Annotated in this window: 8 protein-coding genes and 1 tRNA gene; 4 read left to right on the forward strand and 5 right to left on the reverse strand. The window is 71.8% G+C overall.

The features are described 5' to 3' along the window. Window positions 1–125 precede the first annotated feature (125 nt). The 4 genes from ACIG36_RS30910 to ACIG36_RS30925 all read right to left on the reverse strand — a co-directional run bounded on the left by ACIG36_RS30910 (window position 126) and on the right by ACIG36_RS30925 (window position 6,267). A complete protein-coding gene (locus tag ACIG36_RS30910) occupies window positions 126–3,992 on the reverse strand; it encodes an acyltransferase domain-containing protein (protein WP_399935070.1) in 3,867 nt (1,288 codons plus the stop codon). A 155-nt stretch (window positions 3,993–4,147) separates the two neighbouring features. Beyond that, a tRNA-OTHER gene (locus ACIG36_RS30915) sits at window positions 4,148–4,239 on the reverse strand. Window positions 4,240–4,943: 704 nt separating this feature from the next. Next, the gene (locus ACIG36_RS30920; RefSeq protein ID WP_399935073.1) at window positions 4,944–5,375 is read right to left on the reverse strand and encodes a cupin domain-containing protein; all 432 of its coding nucleotides are present in this window, start codon (window positions 5,373–5,375) and stop codon (window positions 4,944–4,946) included. 70 nt (window positions 5,376–5,445) lie between these two features. Then, a complete protein-coding gene (locus tag ACIG36_RS30925; protein ID WP_399935076.1) occupies window positions 5,446–6,267 on the reverse strand; it encodes a lipase family protein in 822 nt (273 codons plus the stop codon). Between the two features lie 302 nt (window positions 6,268–6,569). On the opposite strand from ACIG36_RS30925, the gene ACIG36_RS30930 reads away from it, so the two are divergent. Then, complete coding sequence (locus tag ACIG36_RS30930) at window positions 6,570–7,244, forward strand: hypothetical protein (RefSeq protein WP_399935079.1); 675 nt, start codon at window positions 6,570–6,572, stop codon at window positions 7,242–7,244. A gap of 123 nt (window positions 7,245–7,367) precedes the next feature. Continuing rightward, window positions 7,368–8,207 (forward strand): hypothetical protein, encoded by an 840-nt coding sequence (locus tag ACIG36_RS30935; RefSeq protein WP_399935083.1) that lies wholly within the window; start codon window positions 7,368–7,370, stop codon window positions 8,205–8,207. Window positions 8,208–8,670: 463 nt separating this feature from the next. Here ACIG36_RS30935 and ACIG36_RS30940 read toward each other — a convergent pair whose 3' ends face one another. Then, window positions 8,671–16,152 (reverse strand): SDR family NAD(P)-dependent oxidoreductase, encoded by a 7,482-nt coding sequence (locus tag ACIG36_RS30940; protein WP_399935085.1) that lies wholly within the window; start codon window positions 16,150–16,152, stop codon window positions 8,671–8,673. A gap of 184 nt (window positions 16,153–16,336) precedes the next feature. Between ACIG36_RS30940 and ACIG36_RS30945 the strand changes: the two genes are divergently transcribed. After that, a complete protein-coding gene (locus ACIG36_RS30945) occupies window positions 16,337–17,365 on the forward strand; it encodes a 3-oxoacyl-ACP synthase III family protein (protein WP_399935088.1) in 1,029 nt (342 codons plus the stop codon). Between the two features lie 318 nt (window positions 17,366–17,683). Continuing rightward, window positions 17,684–18,751: a phospholipase D-like domain-containing protein gene (locus tag ACIG36_RS30950; protein WP_399935091.1), complete on the forward strand. Its 1,068-nt coding sequence runs from the start codon at window positions 17,684–17,686 to the stop codon at window positions 18,749–18,751. The last annotated feature ends 437 nt before the right edge of the window (window positions 18,752–19,188 follow it).

A 19,188-nucleotide genomic window follows, 5' to 3' on the forward strand; every position in this document is an offset into this window, starting at 1 on the left:
TTTTTTTTGTGTTTTCTCTTCCCCCCCCCCCCCCCCCCCCCCCCCCGGCGGCCGGCCCCCCCCCCCCCCCCCCCCCCCCCCCCCCCCCCCCCCCCCCCGGGCCGGGGTAACGCTCCCTGTCGTGGTTACGCGGTGGCGGCCGCCTCCTCGTCGCCGTCCTCGGAAGCGAGGAGGATCGACGTCACGTGCCCGGCCAGGCCGTTGACCGAGGGGTAGTTCCACAGGGCCGTGATCGGCAGTTTGATGTTCAGGATCCGCTCCAACTGGCTGCACACCACGACCGACATCACGGAGTCGAGACCGAGCTCGGTGAGCGGCTGGTCACGGTTGAGCTCGTCCAGCGGGATCTTCATCTCCCGCGCCATGCGCGCGCCGACCTCGTCGGCGACCCGTGCGGCCAGGGCTTCGCGCGGCAGGTTGCGCCAGGCGGAGGGACCGTCGGTGCTGTCGGCCGAGGCGTGATCCTCGGCGGCTTCGGCGCCTGCGCCCGTCGCGGAGTCATCGGGCTGCGCCTTGTCCCGCAGGGCTCCGAAGCGGGTACCGGGCAGCCAGGCGAGCAGGTTGCCCTGCTCGTCGCTGATCGTGATGTCCACCGTGTCCGTGTCGGGCTCGACGAGGTGGATGTCGACGATGCCGATCTCGGGGGCCTCGCCCACCACGCGCACCTCGCGGATGTGCGAGGGCATACGGACCGTGGGCGGACCCCCGTAGATGATCGGGACCACGCCGAGCGCGGCATCCAGCAGCGGAGCCCAGGTCACCTGGTCGCCGGGCACGGCAGGGGCGTGGATGCGGGCGCGGACCACCCCGTCACCCACCTGGAGTTCCTCCACGGTCCAGGGCCAGGCGATGCCTTCGACGCCGATGGCGTCCAGGCGCGACATCACGATCCCGGGATCGGCGGCCGACAGGCCCTCGGGCGGCGACACCTTGGCCACGGACACCGGGAACGCCGCGGCGTGACCCGACATGGTGGAGGTGTACGAGTGGGTGAGCCAGTTGCCCGGCCCCTGGCCCGCGTCCACCGGTCGCGTGCTCAGCCGCAGCGTGGAGTCCTCCTGGACCACCTGCACCTCGCGCGGGGTGGCCAGGGCTATCGGGAAGCGCAGGTGCACGTCGAACAGGGCCTTGGCCGTTCCCTGGTCGGCGGCGGTCTCCAGGAAGGTGTGGATGACCGACGACGCCGGGACGATCGAGGTGCCGTGCAGGGCGTGGCCGCCGGGGAAGGGACGACTGGCGTTGTCCAGGTAGGTGTTCCACAGCCGCAGAGGCTTGGGGGAGGCCACGTCCACCGGCCGGCCGAGCAGGGCGTGGCCGGTCACATCGTGCTGTTGCGTACTGACGGCGGCAGCCGGAAGGGCAGCGTCCAGCCAGTGCCGGCGGTGCTGCCATGCGATCGGCGGCAGCTCGGCGACCTCGGCGTCGGGGAATGCCACAGACCAGTCGGGCCCGGCGCCGTGGCAGTACAGCGCTGCGATGTTGGCCAGGAGCGTGGGCAGTTCGGGTTTGTCGCGGCGCAGGGAATGGGCGACGAGCGTGTCAGCCGTGTCGAGGTGCGACAGGGTCTCGCTGATCGAATGGGCCACCACGGGGTGAGGCGAGATCTCCAGGAACCGACGGTGCCCGTCCTCGGCAGCGGCGGTGACGGCTTCGCGCAGCCGCACCGGGTTGCGGAGGTTCGCCGCCCAGTATGCGGGGCCGTACTCGGCGCGCTCCCGGGGATCGGCCAGCGCCGTGGTGTAGAGCGGGATCCCGGGGGCCTTGGGGTCGAGGTCGGCGAGAGCGGCTCGCAGGCCGCCGACCAGCGCGTCCATGTGAGAGCTGTGGAACGCGACATCGGAGTTCACGGGCCGGACCGGGATGCCACTGCCGCTCCATTCCTTCACCAGCTCGGCGACCGCCTCGGCGTCACCGGAGACCACCGCCGACATGGGCGAGGAGGCGATGGCCGCGCTCAGACCGTCGCGGCCCTCGAGTCGCGCGGCCACATCCTCGAACGGCAGCCCCACCATGACCATGGCACCCTTGCCCGCGACCTGACGCAGGAGGGCGGAACGCCGGCAGCTGAGGCGAGCCCCGTCCTCCAGGCTCAGAGCACCCGCGACAACGGCGGCCGCGATCTCACCGACGGAGTGACCGATCACAGCGGCCGGACGATGCCCGTAGGAACGCCACACCTCGGCCAGCGCGACCTGCATGGCGAAGATCATCGCCTGGGCCCGGTCGACCGGCTCGAAGTCGCCGTCGGCAATGGCCTGACGGGCGGAGAAGCCCAGCTCGCTGCGGAAGATCGGGTCCAGCTTGTCGATGACCGCGGCGAACGGCGCGCTGGTCTCGAGCAGTTGGGCCCCCATACCGGACCAGTGGGAACCGTGGCCGGAGAACACCCAGACCGGATCGGCGTCCGGCAGGGCCCGTCCCTCGACGACGCCGTCGGAAGCCGCTTCCTCCTGCGCGGCGAACTCGCGCAGGCTCGCGATGAGCGACCCGTGGTCCTGCGCCACGAACGCGGCACGGTAGCCCAGGTGCGAGCGGCCCGTCGCCAACGTACGACCGACCGAGGCCAGCGGCACCTCGGGGTGCCGCTCGAGCCAGTCGGCGAGCCGAAGAGCGTAGGCGGCGACGCCCGCGCGGGACCGGTAGGAGACAGGGAAGACCCTGGGCGCGTCGAGCTCGCGGTTCTCGAGCGCGTCGCCGTCCGGAGCCTCCTCCAGCACGACGTGGCCGATGGTCCCGCCATAGCCGTAGCCGGAAACCCCGGCCCGCCGGGGCTGTGCGCCACGCGGCCACTTCCGGTGCTCGGTGACGAGCCGCAGACCCCACTCGTCCCACGGGATGTCGGGGCTGGGAACGCTCGCCATCACGGTCGCGGCCATCTCGGCCTCGCGCAGCATCAGGACCGCCTTGATGACGCCGGCCACGCCCGACGCGGGCTCGGCGTGCCCGATGTTCGACTTGACCGACCCGATGTAGCACGGCTCGTCGGCGGGGCGGCCGGTGCCGAACACCGCGTGCAGGCCCGACGCCTCCACGGGGTCGCCGAGCCGGGTGCCGGTGCCGTGGGCCTCGATGTAGCCGGCGGTGGCCGGGTCCAGGTCGGCGCGCTCCCAGGCCAGGCGCAGCAGGTCGCGCTGGGCGTCGGGGTTGGGGGCCATGATGCCGCTGGTGTGACCGTCCTGGGCGACGGCCGAACCCTTGATCACGGCGTGGATGCGGTCACCGTCCCGCAGAGCGTCCGAGAGACGCTTCAGAACGAGCACGCCGCACCCTTCGGCGCGGCCGTAACCGTCGCCTTCGGCGTCGAACGGCTTGCTGCGGCCGTCGGGCGACAGCGCCCCGGCCGCCTCCAGGGTGAGGGTGTACGCGGGCGAGAGAATGATGTTCACGCCACCGGCGAGCGCGAGCGACGTCTCGTTCGTCAGCAGCGCCTGGCACGCCAGATGAATGGCCACCAGGGAAGCGGAGCACGCCGAGTCGAGAACGAAGCTGGGTCCGTGCAGGTCGAGGATGTGCGAGACCCGGTTGGCGATACCGGTCAGCTGGGCGCCGATGCCGGTCCACGGCTCGATCCTCGGCAGATCCTCCAGCAGACGGCGCCCGTAGTCGTCCGAGCAGGTACCGATGTACACACCCGCGTCGGAGCCGCCCACGGACCGGGGCGGCATCCCCGCGTGCTCCAGCGCCTCCCAGGCGACCTCCAGCACCAGCCGCTGCTGGGGGTCCATGAACTCCGCCTCGCGGGGCGTGATGCCGAAGAACTCCGCGTCGAACCCGTCGACATCGCCGATGAAGTTCCCCGGGCGGTCCGCCTTCCGCAGGGCCTCGGAGAACTCCGGGTTGATCTTGGTGTAGGGCCGCCACCGGTCCTCCGGGGTCGGCTCCACCGCCACCTTGCCGCCGGCGAGGAAGTCCCAGAACGCCTCGGCCGAATCGATGCCGCCGGGGAACCTGCATCCCATTCCGACGATGGCCACCGAATCCTGATTCCGCATACCACTCCTTGAAAACATTGAGACAGCGGGAGGTTGCGCATGGGGAGGTGCGTGCCGGAGGCCATGGGGAGGAGACGCGGGAGCGCCGACCGGCAGGGCCGGCGCCTCATCGCGCGGAAGAGCTCGCGGAAGAGCTCACTGACATGGCTCGCAGTTGGCGGAGAGGGCAGGATTCGAACCTGCGCGGGCAGAACCCGACCGCGAGCTGTCGCTCCGGTCCCCGATAAGCCACTCCGGGCACCTCTCCGTGATCCGGGCCGGGGTGACCGGCCCGCTCACAGAGACGATGTTGGCAGGGGCTGCTGACGTGACCCTGACATGTTGCTGACGGGTGGCCGGGTGCGGGTCGGCGAGCGTCCTGGCGGGGGAGGAAGGAGAAGGCCGGACAGCCTCTCAACTCTCATCAGTAATCGCCTGATCGGGCCCTTGGTTCAGGTGTAGGGTCGTGCCGGCGCTTCTGAGCGCGCCCCCCTTCCATGGACGTTCCGGACCCCGCTCCTCGGGGCCCGGCCCGATTCCAGAGGACGGCAGCCGGCCGGGATTCACGGCTGCCTCGTCTGGAAGGGGGGCGCCGAATGGGGCGTCACCGTAAGCGGCCACTTCACGAACGGATCGCAGCTGTGATCCGCGAGTTCTGGAGGTGGTCGACCGGACGGTGACCGCCAGTCCTCAGAGTAGTTGAGGGCTGACGGTCACAGACCGTCCTGCTTACGGTTGGCCCTCGCCGACGGTATCCGGCCGTTGGTGAGGGCCGCCTTTGCGCTGTCGCGCGAGCCCCGGTATCCGGTCCGGGACCAACGGCACCCACAGTACCGGCCGCCGCCGAGCGGCCATGTTGCGGTTCCAGTTGTACACGTTATCTCGACACCCGTGCCCTGCGCGACCGCTTGCCGGCCAGCGGATGCACGGAACCGGTCCACCAGCCCGTTGCCGATATCGACGTGTTGCCGCTCACCCCACCCCGACGGCCAGCGGCGCGAGCCGTGACTCCAGCCAGGCCGGCAGGTCCAGCAGCCGGACGCCCTCCTGCTCGTCGGGGTCCGTCCGCGCCACCAGGCACACCATGTCCTCGGTGCCGTTGTTGACTGGCATGTGCGGGGTGTCGGCAGGGATGTGGATGTAGTCGCCGGCGTGCAGCACCACGTGCTCGGCGAGGCCTTCCCCGTGCCAGACCTCGACCTGGCCGGACTGGATGAAGATGGCGGATTCGTGGCCCTCGTGCAGGTGGGGGCGGCCGCGGGTACCGGCGGGCATCACCAGTCGGTGCAGGCACAGGGCCTTGGCCCCTGCCGACTGGGCGCTGATGCCCGCCCCGAATGTACCGCCCTGGATTCCCTCGTACTGCCCGGTGCTGACCACCGTGCACTGCTTCTGATCTGTCACATGAGCAGTACAACAGCCTGATCACGGCGTTCGATCAGTTCGCGCCAGGCCATCGTGCGGTGCCGAGCCGTCAGGTGAGGTTCTTCTCCAGTGCGGCGATGTACTTCTTGATGGAGTGGTCGCGCACACCGTCGCTTGCCGGAGCGAACGCATCGGCGGTCATGCCCTTGACCCGGTCGCCCAGACCCCCGAGCAGCGAGACGGACTCGCGCACCTTTCCGCTCGAGTCGATGTAGCGCAAGGTGTCGACGTGCGTGTAGGCGGGCTCAGGAGGCAGCTGCGGGACGATGTCGTTGTTGTTGACGAAGCGGTACATGCGGTTCCTGAAGCCCTTGTTGTACGCCTCGGCGAGCAGACGGTCACAGGTGCGGGGCTGACCGAAGGTGTAGACGCCGTCAGCCCGCAGCTTGGGCTCCTCGAGGTACAGGCGGGCTCCGGCGAGTATCGCCAGGGCCCCGCCGAGGCTGTGACCGGTGAACCACACGGTCTGACCGTTGGTCCGCAGTTCCTCCAACGTCTTCTTCACGGCCGGGAACACCGACTCCAGGGCCTCCCCGAACCCGTAGTGCACATAGCCGGTCCTGGCCGGGCCGGGCCACGGCGGTGTGGTGGCGTCGGAGAGCCAGTCGCGGATCTGCGCCGGCTCCGTACCGCGGAAGGCGGTGATGATCATGTGGTCGCTGGCGATCGTGTACGCCTGGGTGTCCTGCAGAGGGAACGGCGGAGTGAACCGGGTGTGGTGGTGACGCACGCGGTCGAAACCCCAGTGGGCCGCCTGCTCACCGATGGCGGCCTCGTCCTGGTACGCCAGACCCGCCGCTTGGGCCAGGCTGTGGGCGAGCGGAAGGCTGTAGGAGGTGGCATGGTGGTCGATCGCGGAGGGCACGGGCACGGAGGCATTCCTTTCCGACGACGGCTGCTGCGCACGGCAATGCTGGAACGGACGCGCCGGTACGGGAGGAGGACCGGCGCGTACCGGCCTGGTACTGATAACCGCCGGACGCACCCATCACCCAGCGACCGCTCGGACATCACCCGGCAGCGGGAACCACCGTGTGCGTGGGCCCGCTCCCGAGGCCGTAGTCTTCCGTGACGGGTCGTACGCACGCTCGAGCATGTGCGTACGGTGACAACGCGGAGGGAGAGATGGTGTCCGGGCTTCCGGAGTGTCGGGAGGGGGACCAGCATCCGCCCGTGTGGTCCGTGCTGGACGAGCATCTGTGGCACTCGTGCGACATCCTCGCCGACCTCGTCGAGGGTCGTCTGGACCGTCGTCCCCCGATCGCCACGACCGCCAGGATCCAGCGCGGCGACCGCGTCCTGGCCGTGGGGCCGGCGCAGCGAGCGTCCTGGCGGGCCCTGGGCGACGGCAGTTACGTGCAGGAGAGCGGCTTCGTGGTCGGCCGGCCCGCGTTCGTGCTCGCCGGCGTCGCGGCCACCGCGATCGCCAACTCGGCCCGCCGCAACCGGGCGGCCCGTGACGCCCAGCCCCGATGGGTGCTGGACGGCCCGGGAGAGGTCACGATCTCGGTGTACGGCATGTACTTCGCGCATCCGACGAGTCCGCTGGGCCTCTACTGGGACTCCGACGGGTGGAGGGCGATCGACCTCGTCGCTCCCGATGCCTTTCAGGCGAGTTTCGTCGACACCCGGGGGCAACACGTCACCGTCCGTGTCCACTCACCCTGGGCGTCACTCATGTTCGCACTGGCCGCGCGCTCCTCGTTCCCCGCGCACCCACGCCTGCTGGGCCGCAGCTGGCTTCCACCGGAGTTCGAGGAGCACTGCGCCCGCGCGGGGCGCCCGTGCCGCCCCGCGGCCCGGCTTCTCGTCGACGGCGTCGACGGCCAGGATCGCCCGCAGCGGTAACCGTCCCGCCGGGCGGGGGCCTCAGGCGCGGCGACAGCCGGCACAGGACACGTCAACGTAACAGGTGGCTCCTGCAGTCACGTGTGGTGTTCGTGCTCACGGCGGTACGCGGTAGAAGGAGGTATGACGCCCTTCGACGCCATCTACGATCGACCGGATCCGCGGGCCTACTTCCGGGCGCTGGGCCCTTTGGAGTACCAGTCACCCCATCACGGGCAGAGCGTCTTCCGGCGAGCGCTGGCGATCCGGGGACAATCGGGGACGGCCGGCGCGGCGGAGCCGGTGACCGTGCTGGACGTCTGCTGCTCGTACGGCATCAACGCCGCCCTGCTCAACCATGACGTGACACTCGACGACCTCTACGCCCACTACACCTCGCCACAGGCCACCGAGCTCACCACGGCCGAGCTGATCGAGTGGGACCGCAGCTACTACGCCGCTCGCCGGCGCCGCGACCCGGCCCGGGTCATCGGACTGGACATGGCCGCGAACGCCATCTCCTACGCCTGCGCGGTCGGACTGCTGGAGGAGGGCTTCGCCGAGAACCTCGAAACCGCCGCACCCTCCCGGCCCCTGCTCCGTGCCGCCCGGCACGCCCGTCTGATCACGGTCACCGGAGGGTCGTCCTTCCTGTCACCCCGTACCTTCGATCCGCTCGTGAGCTGTGCGGACGGCCCGGTGTGGGTCATGGCCTTCGTACTGCGCACCGGTTCGTACGCGCCCATCGCCGCATGCCTGTCCTCGTACGGGCTGGTCACCGAGGAGGTCACCACGCGCACGTTCCGGCAGCGACGTTTCACGGGCCCGGACGAACAGCGATACGCCGTCGCAGCCGTGACCGCGGCAGGCGGTGACCCTTACGGGAAGGAGGCCGACGGCTATTTCCACACGACGCTGCACGTGTCGCGGCCCGCTGAGGACATCGCGGCGTTTCCGCTGACCGACCTGCTGGCGGGCGGGTGAGACCACCGCCGACACCTGAAGGAGGCGGTGTCAGTCCGGCGGCTCCGCCATGCCCGGCCTGCTGTCGCGAGCCCGGGGATCCTCCTCGCGGGCGTCCTCGGTACCAGCGGTACCCGCGGCCTTGGCAGAGCGCCGGTCGCCCGTACTCTTCCCGCCCTTCGGCTCCGTGTTCCGCCGGTGGCCTCCGGCCTGCTGGTCCTGCATGTCACGGGGAATGCTGCCCCGGCGCCGGTCCGTCATGGCTGCCGGTCCTTTCCCGTCCTGCCGCCCATTCCGGTTCTGCCCTGGTCAGGGCGCTCGCCCTGCGAGCGTTCGTCCCGGGCCATGCCGCCCACCTCCGGCTCGTACGGTTCTCTCGTGGCCCGCCGAGGACACGGCGGGTCCTCCCGAGTACCCGGGAATCCGAAACGCATGCGCGAGAGCAGGAGCGTTTCCCGCCGTCCGCGTCCGTGGCCGCAGGGGATCAAGAAGACGGGTGGACGCCCATCCGGTCGTGGATCAGCCGGGCGAAGTAGGTCAGTGAGCGTCCGCCACCCATGAGCTCATTGGGCGGAATGTGGATGTCGAAGTATTCGCGGGCGTGGAGGATGAATTCGGCGCCCATCAGCGAGTCCAGGCCGAACTCCTCGAGCGGCCGGTCCGGGTCCAGTTCGGACGGGTCGGTGTGCAGGACGGAGGCCAGGTGCCGGGCCAGGAGGCCGATGATGGTCCGCACGGCTTCCTCGGGCGTCATCGCGGCCAGGGACCGCGTCAGTTCCTCACGGGTGTCGTCGCTGTCCGCCGCGCCGGCGGGGACCAGACGGTCGTAGCGCGGGGTGGCGAGGAGGGGGAGGAGCCGGCGGGCCCGCGACCAGCGGTAGCGGCCGATGCCGGCTACGTCGGTGCCCGTCGCCAGGAGGTCGTCGGCGGCCGCGAAGGCCTCGTCGGGAGCGATCGGTTCGAATCCGAGTCCGGTCATCGTGGCCTCCAGCCCGCTGCGGGCGACGTACCCGGTCTCGCCGATCGGGCCCCAGGCGATCGCGGTGGCGGGCCGCCCGGCGCGGCGGCGGGCTCGGGCCAGCGCCTCCAGGTAGGCGTTTCCGGCGACGTACGGGGCCTGCGTGAGATTGCCGGTGGCCGCCGTCACCGACGAGTAGAGCAGGAACACATCCAGATCGTGGTCGGCGGTGAGACGGTCCAGGACGTCGGCCCCGGCCGCCTTGGGCGCGAGGACGGCGGCGAAGCGGTCGTCGCTCAGGTCGGCCAGAGGCGCGTCGTCCAGGTGCATGGCGCAGTGGACCACCCCGCGCAGCGGATGCCCGCCGGCATCCACGGCGGCGATCACCTGGCGCATCGCGTCCTCGTCGGTGACATCGGCGGCGTACGGCGTGGCCCGCACACCGCGCAGCGCGAGCCGCTCCAGGACCTCGCCGGCCTCGGGCGCCTGGTCCCCGCGACGGCCGACGAGCGCCAGGTGGCGGGCGCCGCGGTCCGCGAGCCAGTCGGCGGTGGCCGCGCCGAACCCGCCCAGACCGCCGGTGATCAGATAGGTACCCTCCTCGTCCAACGCCGGGACGGCAGCCAGTGGTTCGACGGGAACGGGCTCGTCCAGCGGGTCGAACGCGATGACGACCTTTCCCGTGTGACGGGAGTGCTGCAGCAACCGGAAGGCCTCGTCGACGCGGGAGGCGGGATGGACGGTGTGGGGGAGCGGACGGTACTCACCGGTGGCCACCTTCGTGGTCGTGTCACGCATCAGCCGGGGGCCGCGCACCGGGTCGAAGACGATGCTGTCGAGGTTGAAGCCGAGGAAGGTGATGCTGCGGTGGAAGGGGCGCAGCAGGAGGGGGTTGTTGAAGAAGATGTCGCGCTTGCCGAGTTCGATGAAGCGGCCGTTGGGGCGGAGCAGGTCGAGGCTCTGGGAGATGGCTTCGCCGCTGAGGGAGTTGACGACGATGTCGACGCCTCGCCCGTCGGTCAGTTCCCGCACCCGGGGCGCGAAGTCCAGGGTGCGGGAGTCCAGGACGTGTTCGACGCCGAGAGTGCGCAGCAGGTCGCGTTTGGCCTCGGTGCCCGCTGTGGCGATCACGCGCAGGCCCAGGTGCCGGGCGCACTGGAGGACGGCCAGTCCGACGGCTCCGGCCCCGCCGTGCACCAGCAGGGTCTCGCCGGGCAGCGGCCGGGCCTCGTCGACGAGGGTGTGATGGGCGGTGAAGAAGGCCACCGAGAAGGTCGCCGCCTCGGCATAGCTCATGCCGTCGAGGATCGGACAGACGGTGCGGGCGGGCATGATGGCATGGGAGGCGAGCGCCGCGGACATCAGCCCGCACACCCGGTCGCCCACCGCGAAGCCCTTGACCTCGTCCCCGACCGCGCTCACGACGCCCGCGCCGTCGGTGCCCAGCCCCCGGCTGAGCGGCGTGCCCTCGACGGCTTCGGGCGGCAGGAGCCCGTTGGCGCGCATCGGGTCGCGGTAGTTCAGCGCGACGGCGCGCATCTCCACCACGATCTCGTCGGGCCGTGGGCGGAGCGGTTCCGTCTCCCGCCACACGAGCCGGCGGGAGAGCCCGGGGTTGCGCACTTCGAGGACGTACGGCGTGCGGGCGGGGGCCGCGGCGGGCTGGTCGGCCGGGTGCTGGATCTCGCGCGGTACGAACCGGCCGCCCCGGGTGAGCACGATCTCGTCCTCGTCGGTGGGCGCGAGCAGTTCGTCGGCCAGACGGCGGGCGTCGGCGACGGGATCGCCCGTGCGGTCCAGGGAGACCCGTCGCATCCGCAGGCCGGGCTGTTCGTTGGCGAGGGTGCGGGCGGCGCCCCATGCGGCCGCGTCGGCGGGGTGAGCGGGGCGCTCCGGGGCGGGGAACAGGCCACTGGGACGGGTGATCAGCCATACACGGGGGCCTGAGGCCTCCGGCCGCTCGGCGCAGGCGGCGGCCAGGGCCCGCAGGACGGCGGCGCGGCGTGTCGTGCGCAGGACGGTCCCCTCGGGGTGGTCCGAGCCGGCGGGATGCGGGATTTCACCCAGGAGGAGGACGACTCCGGCGGGGTTCGCGGACAGCGCGGCGGCCCAGGCCGACGTGTCGTTGCCGGCGACGACCGTCGCGCAGTCGCCGCCCAGCAGGCCCGACAGGGCCAGAGCCAGCGGTGCCTCATCGGCGGTCTCGGTGGCGAGGACCCAGCCGGGGCTCGCGTCCTGCGCGTCCGAAGGCAACGCGGGCAAGGCGGGCAAGGCGGGCGACTCCGGCAGCGCCACAGCATCGGCCGCCGGACGAACAGCGGCGGCCAGGAGGACGGAACGGTCGTCGGTACCCGTCTGCACGGCGCCCGCGAACCCGCATTCCTCGAGCAGCGGCAGCCACGGCTCCCGGGACAGCAGTGCCGTCTCGGGGCGCAGCGTGTGGTCGTTGCGCTGCCAGAAGGCATCGGTGCCGCCGAGGAGGAGGCCCAGCCGCCGCGTGTCATGCGACTCCGCGGCGAGCAGGTGGCCGCCGGGGGCGAGCAGGGTGCGGACGCGGCCGAGCGCGTCCGTCAGATCGGCCGCGGTGTGCAGGCTGTCGTCGGCGACCACCACGTCGAAGCCCCCGTCGAGGAAGCCCTGGGCGACGGGATCGGTGTCCAGGTCGAGCGTCCGGTACTCGACGAAGTCGTAGGCGGCGAAACGGTGACCGGCGGCGGCGAAGCCGGCCGCCGAACGGTCGGAGTACGTGTACCGGGTACGGTCCGCAGGCAGCAGGGGCAGCAGTGCCGCTGTCAAGGCGTGGGCCCCGGCGCCGAGTTCCAGTACGCGCAGCGGGCGGTCGTCCGGCCAGTGGCGGACGATCTCGCCGACCAGAGCTTGGGCCACGCGGTGGGCGAAGCGGTGCACGGGCGCCGCTTCGCGCAGCTGCTCGTACGCCGTGTCACCCACCTGAGGGAGCGACTGCGCTCCCGCCGCGTCGTCGCGCAGCGTCTCCGGCAGGCGCCGCAGGCGCGTGTTGAGGAGCGTGATCTCGGTGACGAAGGCAGGATGGTCCTCCACCAGGGCCTTCAGCAGCTCGCCAGGGCGGGGCTGTTCGCCGCTCAGGAGCCACCGGCCGCTGCCTTCGGCGGGCCGTGCCAGGCCGTGCCGTGCCAGGAGCGGCAGCATCAGGCGCACCAGCCGCCGGTGCCGGGGCTGCAGCCCCCCGGCCGTCAGGTCGGACAGGCTGAACGGGGCGCCCCTGTCGGCGAGCAGGCCGGCCACGGCCGCGGCCCAGCAATGGGCCGCCGTCTCGTCGACCGAGGCCCTGAACCGCTCGTGGCCCATGTCCCGCAGGGCATCGTGCAACCGGGCGATCCGGTCCTGCGCGCCGGCCACCACACGGTCGGGCGGGGGCAGCGGCGAGGGACCGACCTGGGCCGTCGGGCGCGGCGCGGCCCGCAGGACCGTGTGCTGGACGGTCAGCGCAGTGTGGTCGGTGTTGTACGTACGCCGGGTACGGAACCCCGCGATCTCCGCGGTGACCGTTCCGTCCTCGTCGGCGTAGGTGACGTCCCAGCAGAACTCCGTCTCGGTGCGGCTGCGCCGGCGCAGGTGCATGACGCCGGTGGGCGCGGGGGTGCGCCAGACCTTCACCGAGTCGAAGGACGACGGCAGGTAGGCCTGCCCGGCGCGCATGTGCTGCTCCACCAGCGCGACGGTGGCCTGGAAGGGGCCGTCCAGCAGTACCGGGTGCACGGTGTAGGCGTCGCCGCTCTCATCGTGCCGGTAGGAGGCGAGCAACTCATCCTCGCCGACCCGTAGTTCGGTCAGCAGCTGGAACCGCGGCCCGACGCCGAGGCCGACACTGTGGCAGGTCGTGTAGAAGTCCTGGCCGCTGACGGTACGGGGGCACCGGGCGCGCAGCGCCTCGGGGTCCAGTGGCGCGGACGGGGTGCCGAGCAGGGTGCGTACCTGGGCGCGCACGACCGTGTGGCAGTCGCTTCCGCGCCCTTCGCCGCTGCTGATGGCCAGCGCGCCGTCCTCCAGTGTCACGGCGGTCTGCAGGCGGAGGGTGCCGGGGTCGGGCCAGGTGAGGGGGAGGGGACGGGCGATGCCCAGGTGCCGTACCTCCACCGGCCGGTTCAGCGCCCGTCGTCCGGCGGACACGGCCATCTCGACGTACGCGGCGGCGGGCATCAGCACGGAACCGGCGATCCTGTGGTCGCCCAGCCAGGGCACCAGCTGCGGCTCGACGGCGCCCTCCCACGACGGGTGGGGGGCCGGCAGGCGTTCGCCCAGCAGGGGGTGGTCGAGTCGGCCGGTGCCGCTGGTGCGCAGGACGAGGTCGTGCGGAGTGCCGAGCCAGTGCCGTTCCCTTTGCCAGGGGTAGGCGGGCAGGTCGGCGACCCGGCCGGGCCGGGGAAAGTGGGCCCGCCAGTCGACGTCGGCGCCCGCCGCGAGCAAGGTTGCCACGGCGGTGGCCGCCTCGCGGGGGCCGTCGCCGTCGCGCCGCAGCGTGGGCACGTACAGGGCACCGGGGCGTCGCAGGTAGGACCGCAGTACCGGGTGCGGTCCGATCTCGACGAGGATGCCGGCGTGGTCGTCGAGGACGTGGGTGACGGCTTCGTGGAAGCGGACCGGTTCGCGGACGTTGCGCCACCAGTAGCCGGCGGTCAGTTCCTCTCCGGGCAGTGCCGTGCCGGTGACGGTGGAGACGAAGGGGATACGGGCGCCGGTGGGCTTCAGCCCGGCCAGTGCGGTCCGCAGCGGGTCCGCGAGGGAGTCCATGGCGCGGCTGTGGAAGGCGTAGTCGAGCCCGAGGTCGCGGAAGAAGACGCCGCGGGCCTCCAGCCGCGCTCCGAGATCGGCCAGGGCTTGCGTGGTGCCGGCGACGGTAACGCCGTCGGCACTGTTGATCCCGGCGACCTCCAGGGCTCCCGCATAGCGGGCCAGTTCCTCGCGGACCGCGTCTTCGGGCAGTGCGACGGCGGCCATCCGGCCGGCGCCCGCGGTGGTGCCCTGGGCGCGGCTGCGTTCGGCGACCACCCGGGCGGCCTGCTCGAGGGTCAGTGCCCCGGCCGCGTGGGCCGCGGCCACCTCGCCGACGCTGTGTCCGACGACGGCCGTCGGCCGCACCCCGGCCGCGGCGAGCAGGGCGGTCAGACCCACCTGGACGACGAACAGCGCGGGCTGGGCCACCTCGGTGCGCTGCCAGCGGTCCGTGTCGGGCCGGGCCAGCTCCTCGGCCACCGACCAGCCCAGATGCGGGGCCAGCGCGGCGTCCGCCCGTTCCGCGGCGGCACGGAAGACGGGGTCGGCGGCCAGCAGGTCGGCGGCCATGCCCGGCCACTGGGAGGCGTTGCCCGAGAAGACGTACGCCACCGTGCCGCGGTCGGTCCTGCGGGCCAGGGCGCCGTGGGCGGGCGCGTCGTCGAGCAGCCGGTCCAGCGCGTCGGCGGCCTCGCCGGGGCTGCCGGCCACGACGGCGGCACGGTGCGGGTGGGCGCTCCGGCGCCGGGTGGAGGTGTGGGCCAGGTCGTAGAACTCCCCGGGCGTCGCGGCTCGGAGCCGTTCTGAGACGCGGGCGGCCAGTTCGCGCAGGGCCTTGGCGGAGCGGGCGGAGACGACCACGGGGAGCGGACCGGTGCCCGTCTCCTCGCGGGGCGGTGGGGCCGGTGGCGCGGTGAGCACGGCGTGGGCGTTGGCCCCACCGAACCCGAAGGAGTTCACCCCCACCGCCGCCCGGGGCCCGCGCGGGAGCTCGACGGGCTCGACGGCCGGCGCCAGGCCGAGGCCGGCGAAGTCGATCTGCGGGTTGAGCGGCTGGGCGTGGAGGGTGACCGGGGCCATGCCGTGCCGCAGCACCAGCACGGCCTTGAACAGCCCCGGCATGCCGGAGGCCGGTTCCAGGTGGCCCAGGTTGGACTTGACGGAGCCGATCGGCAGCGGCCCCACCGTCCGGCGCCGCCCGATGGCCCGTCCGATCGCCCGTGCCTCGGCCGGATCCCCGGCGGTGGTGCCGGTGCCGTGCGCCTCGAAGTACACCAGCTCGTCCGGCGCCACGCCCGCACGCTCGTACACGGCACGCAGCAGCGCTTCCTGGGCCCGCGGGCTGGGCAGGGCCAGGCCCTGGGTGCGTCCGTCGCAGTTGCTCGCCGTGCCGGCGATCACCGCGTGGACCCGGTCCCCGTCGGCCAGCGCGTCGGCCAGCCGCTTGAGGACGACCACGCCCCCGCCCTCGGCCCGTACGAAGCCGTCGGCCTCCGCGGAGAAGGCCGCGCACCGGCCACGCGGCGAGAGCATGCCCGCGTGGGAGAACCCCGCGAAGGAGAAGGGGGTGCCCAGGACGTTGACGCCGCCCGCGAGAGCGGCGCGGCTGGTGCCGTCCAGCAGGGTCCGGCAGGCGCGGTCGAGGGCCACCAGCGCGGAGGAGCAGGCGGTGTCGATCACCATGCTCGGTCCCCGCAGGTCGAAGCAGTACGACAGCCGGTTGGCCGCGATCGACAGAGTGGACCCGCTCATCGTGTAGGGGTTGGAGTACGTCTCGACCGTCCCCTGGACCGTGCCGTAGAACGGATCGGAGATGCCGACGAAGACCCCGGTGTCCGACCCGGCGAGCGCCTCGGCGGGGATCCCGGCGTCGTCGAGCGCCTCGGCGGCCATTTCCAGCAGGAGCCGCTGCTGCGGGTCCATGGCCTCGGCCTCCTTCGGCGCGATGCCGAAGTAGGCGGCGTCGAAGCCGGCCACGTCGTCGAGGAAGCCCCCGGCCGCCGTGTAGCTCCGGCAGGGGCGCAGGGCGCCGGGGTCCACGAAGCGGGCCTTGTCGAACCGGTCGGCGGGGATCTCGCCGACCGCGTCGCGGCCCTCGAGCAGGGCCGCCCACAGCCCCGCCAGGTCCGAGATCCCTCCGGGCAGCCGGCAGCCGGCTCCCACGATGGCCACCGCGCGGTCGTCGCACTCCATCGTCAGCCCCCGTCCGAGTCGGCTGCGGCTCTGTTCGTTCCGTCTGCGCGCTTCCGTATGCACGACTTCGTATCCCTACCCGGCCGGTGGCTCGATAAGTGTTGTTCAGTGCCTTTAGGACGACTCACTGACGTATTAGGGGAAGTGGGGGAGAAGAGATACATATCCGGTGCATCGGATGCGCGAATTCCATGAAGAACAGCCTGATTTGGGCTCGGAGTCGGCGGGCGCTCGCTACCGTGACCGGGTGTCGTCCGACCGCCGCGCCCGCCTGGTGTCCACCGCTGTGCACCTGCCGCCCCGCTACCGGACCATGACGCAGACCCGGGCGGCCATCGCCGCGGCGAACAGCCCCTTCGTCCCACCGCCCGGCCTGCTCGAGGACCTCACCGGCGTACGCGGGGTGCACGTCAGGTCCGACGACGAGCAGGCGTCCGATCTCGCGGTCACGGCCGCCCTCAAGGCACTGGACGCGGCGGGCACGTCCATCGGCGAGATCGACCTGCTGCTGTTCGCCTCCAGCGGCCAGGACCTCGTCGAACCCGCGACCGCCCACATCGTGGCCGCCAAACTCGGCGCCTTCTGCCCGGCCTTCGACGTGAAGAACGCCTGCAACAGCGTGCTCAACGCCCTGGAGACAGCGGCGGCGTTCATCGAGAACGGCCGCTACCGCACCGTCCTGATCGCCTGCGGGGAGACGGCGACCCTGACCGCCCGCTGGCACGTGCCCGACCACGTCACGTTCATGCGCCACCTGCCCGGCTACACGGTCTCCGACGCCGGTGCCGCCCTCGTCCTGACCGCGGGCCCCGCCGGACCCGACGATCCCGGCGTGCTCCGCACGGTCTTCGCGGCCGACTCCTCCGCCTGGGAGGCGTGCACCGTCGCAGCAGGCGGCTCGATGCACCCGCGCTCCACGCACGACGACCACGTCTGCCTGCGGCTCAACGACGACGAACTGACCCGCACCGGACGCCGCATGGCCGGCTTCGTGCTGGAGTACGCCGCCGAGGAGATGGCGATGGTGCGCGACAGCGCCTTCATCGCCGTCCACCAGATCTCCATGCCGCAGTTCCACGAGGCCCGCGACGCCCTTGGCCTCCCGGCGAACCGCTTCCAGGCCACCGTGGACAGGTACGGCAACGCGGCGTCCGCCTCACTGCCCCTGCAACTGGCCGTGGCCCAGCAGTCCGACCGCGTCATGCCCGGAGACACCGTCTCCCTCATCGGCCTGGCGAGCGGATTCAGCATCGGGCTGGCCGTGATCCGGCTGTGAGTGCCGGGGCGGCCGGTAGGTGATGACGCGTTGGTTCGCTCGAGGGGCGGCCGCTGCTCGCGTGCGCCCCGTGAGCGCGCTGCGCACCCGACGACAGCTCCGTCGTGCGCGCGTCCTGTCGGGCTGCTGCGCCTGCTGACGACTCACGGGCCGGGCTGAGCACCCCCGCTTACGGACGTCGCTCACAGGGTGGTGCCGTGTGCGACGGTGCGCCGTGTGCGGGGTGGGTGGGCCGGGGGAGGAAGAAGGAGCTCAGGGGCGGGTGCGCGCGGCCCTGATGCCTTCGTCTCGCATCGATTCGACTGTGGGAGGGCGAACATGGGATTCCTGTACGGTGCGCGAACGGGCCGGTCCGTGACGGCGGTTGCCGTGGTCTGGGGAACGCTGGCGGCGGTGGCGCCCGCCACGTCGGCCGCTCCGGTGGCGGCTTCGTATTCCGTGATCGTCCAACCCGAGGAGGGCCCGGCGCCCGTCCACCGGCTCATCGATTCCGCGAAGCGGAGCATCGACCTGACCATCTTCGAGCTCACCGACCGCACGGCCGAGAAGAAACTGATCGCACGCCAGAAGGCGGGCGTGCGGGTCAGAGTCATCCTCGACCAGCGCAAGCGGCAGGTGAACGCCCCTGCCTACCGGACCCTCGACGGGGGTGGCGTCGACGTCGTCTGGTCGGACCCTCGCTACTACTACACCCACCAGAAATCACTGGTCGTCGACGGCAGAACGGCCCTCGTCATGACCGGCAACCTGACCCCGCAGCGCTACGCGCGCTACCGCGACTACGGCATCGTGGACACCGACCCGGCCGACGTCGCCGCCATCCAGCGGGTCTTCGCCGCCGACCACGCGCACGCGTCGGTCACCCCCGGCGGTGGCCACCACCTGGTGTGGTCACCCACGGACGCCCGCCGGCAACTGCTCGCCCTGATCGACCGCGCCACCGCGAACCTGTCGGTGGAGTGCCTGGCGATGAGCGACACCGAGATCGTCCACGCCCTGGCAGCGGCGGCCCGGCGCCGCGTCCAGGTCACGGTGGTGATGACCAACAGCGACAACGCCTACGCCCGCGCCTTCGACACCCTCACCGCCGCCGGCGCCCGCGTGAGCACCTACGCCCCCTCGGCCACGCCCTACATCCACGCCAAGGTGATCGTCGCCGACCGGGGAACCAGGCGCGAGCGCGTATTCATCGGCTCGGAGAACTTCTCCCGCACCTCGCTAGACAAAAACCGCGAACTCGGAGTCATCCTCCCGGACAGGAAGGCCGTCGCCCGCGTCGCGTCCGTCATCGCCCGCGACCACGCGGGCGGGACGCCCTGGAAGAAGAAGGCCGCCGCCGACGATTCTTTCATCGTCCCGGTAACGGCGGTCGATGCATGGAGTTGATCCCCGGCGGGGAGGGCGCGGCTCGACATGTCCGCCAAAATCGGCACACCGGCCTGGTTCGGTCAGGGTAATTCAACAATTTCCCGACCGGACTTCTGGTGGGTGTGCCACTTCCCCGCCCGGTGATCCTCATTGAGGATCGACTGGCCCGGAAGCGTTCCGTCCGCTTCGTCGATCCGCACTCCGATGAGGACTTATGCCGGCCCTGTTCGACCTCTGTGCCGTCCCCTTCAGGTGGACATTCACTGAGGTTTCCACTCACAGTGCGCTTCGAGGGCGAGACGCCTCAGGGGACGTCACCGCGCGGTATGCGCGGCGGAAGTCATGGCGCATGGCGGACGGTGGAGCGCTGTCCCCTTGAGATTCCGGATAGGCCGCCACAGCGGCGCACGGCACAGCAGCACACGTCACAGCAACGCATCCGACCGCCCGCCCGC

Source organism: Streptomyces sp. NPDC053048 (assembly GCF_044547045.1).
GTDB lineage: Bacteria > Actinomycetota > Actinomycetes > Streptomycetales > Streptomycetaceae > Streptomyces.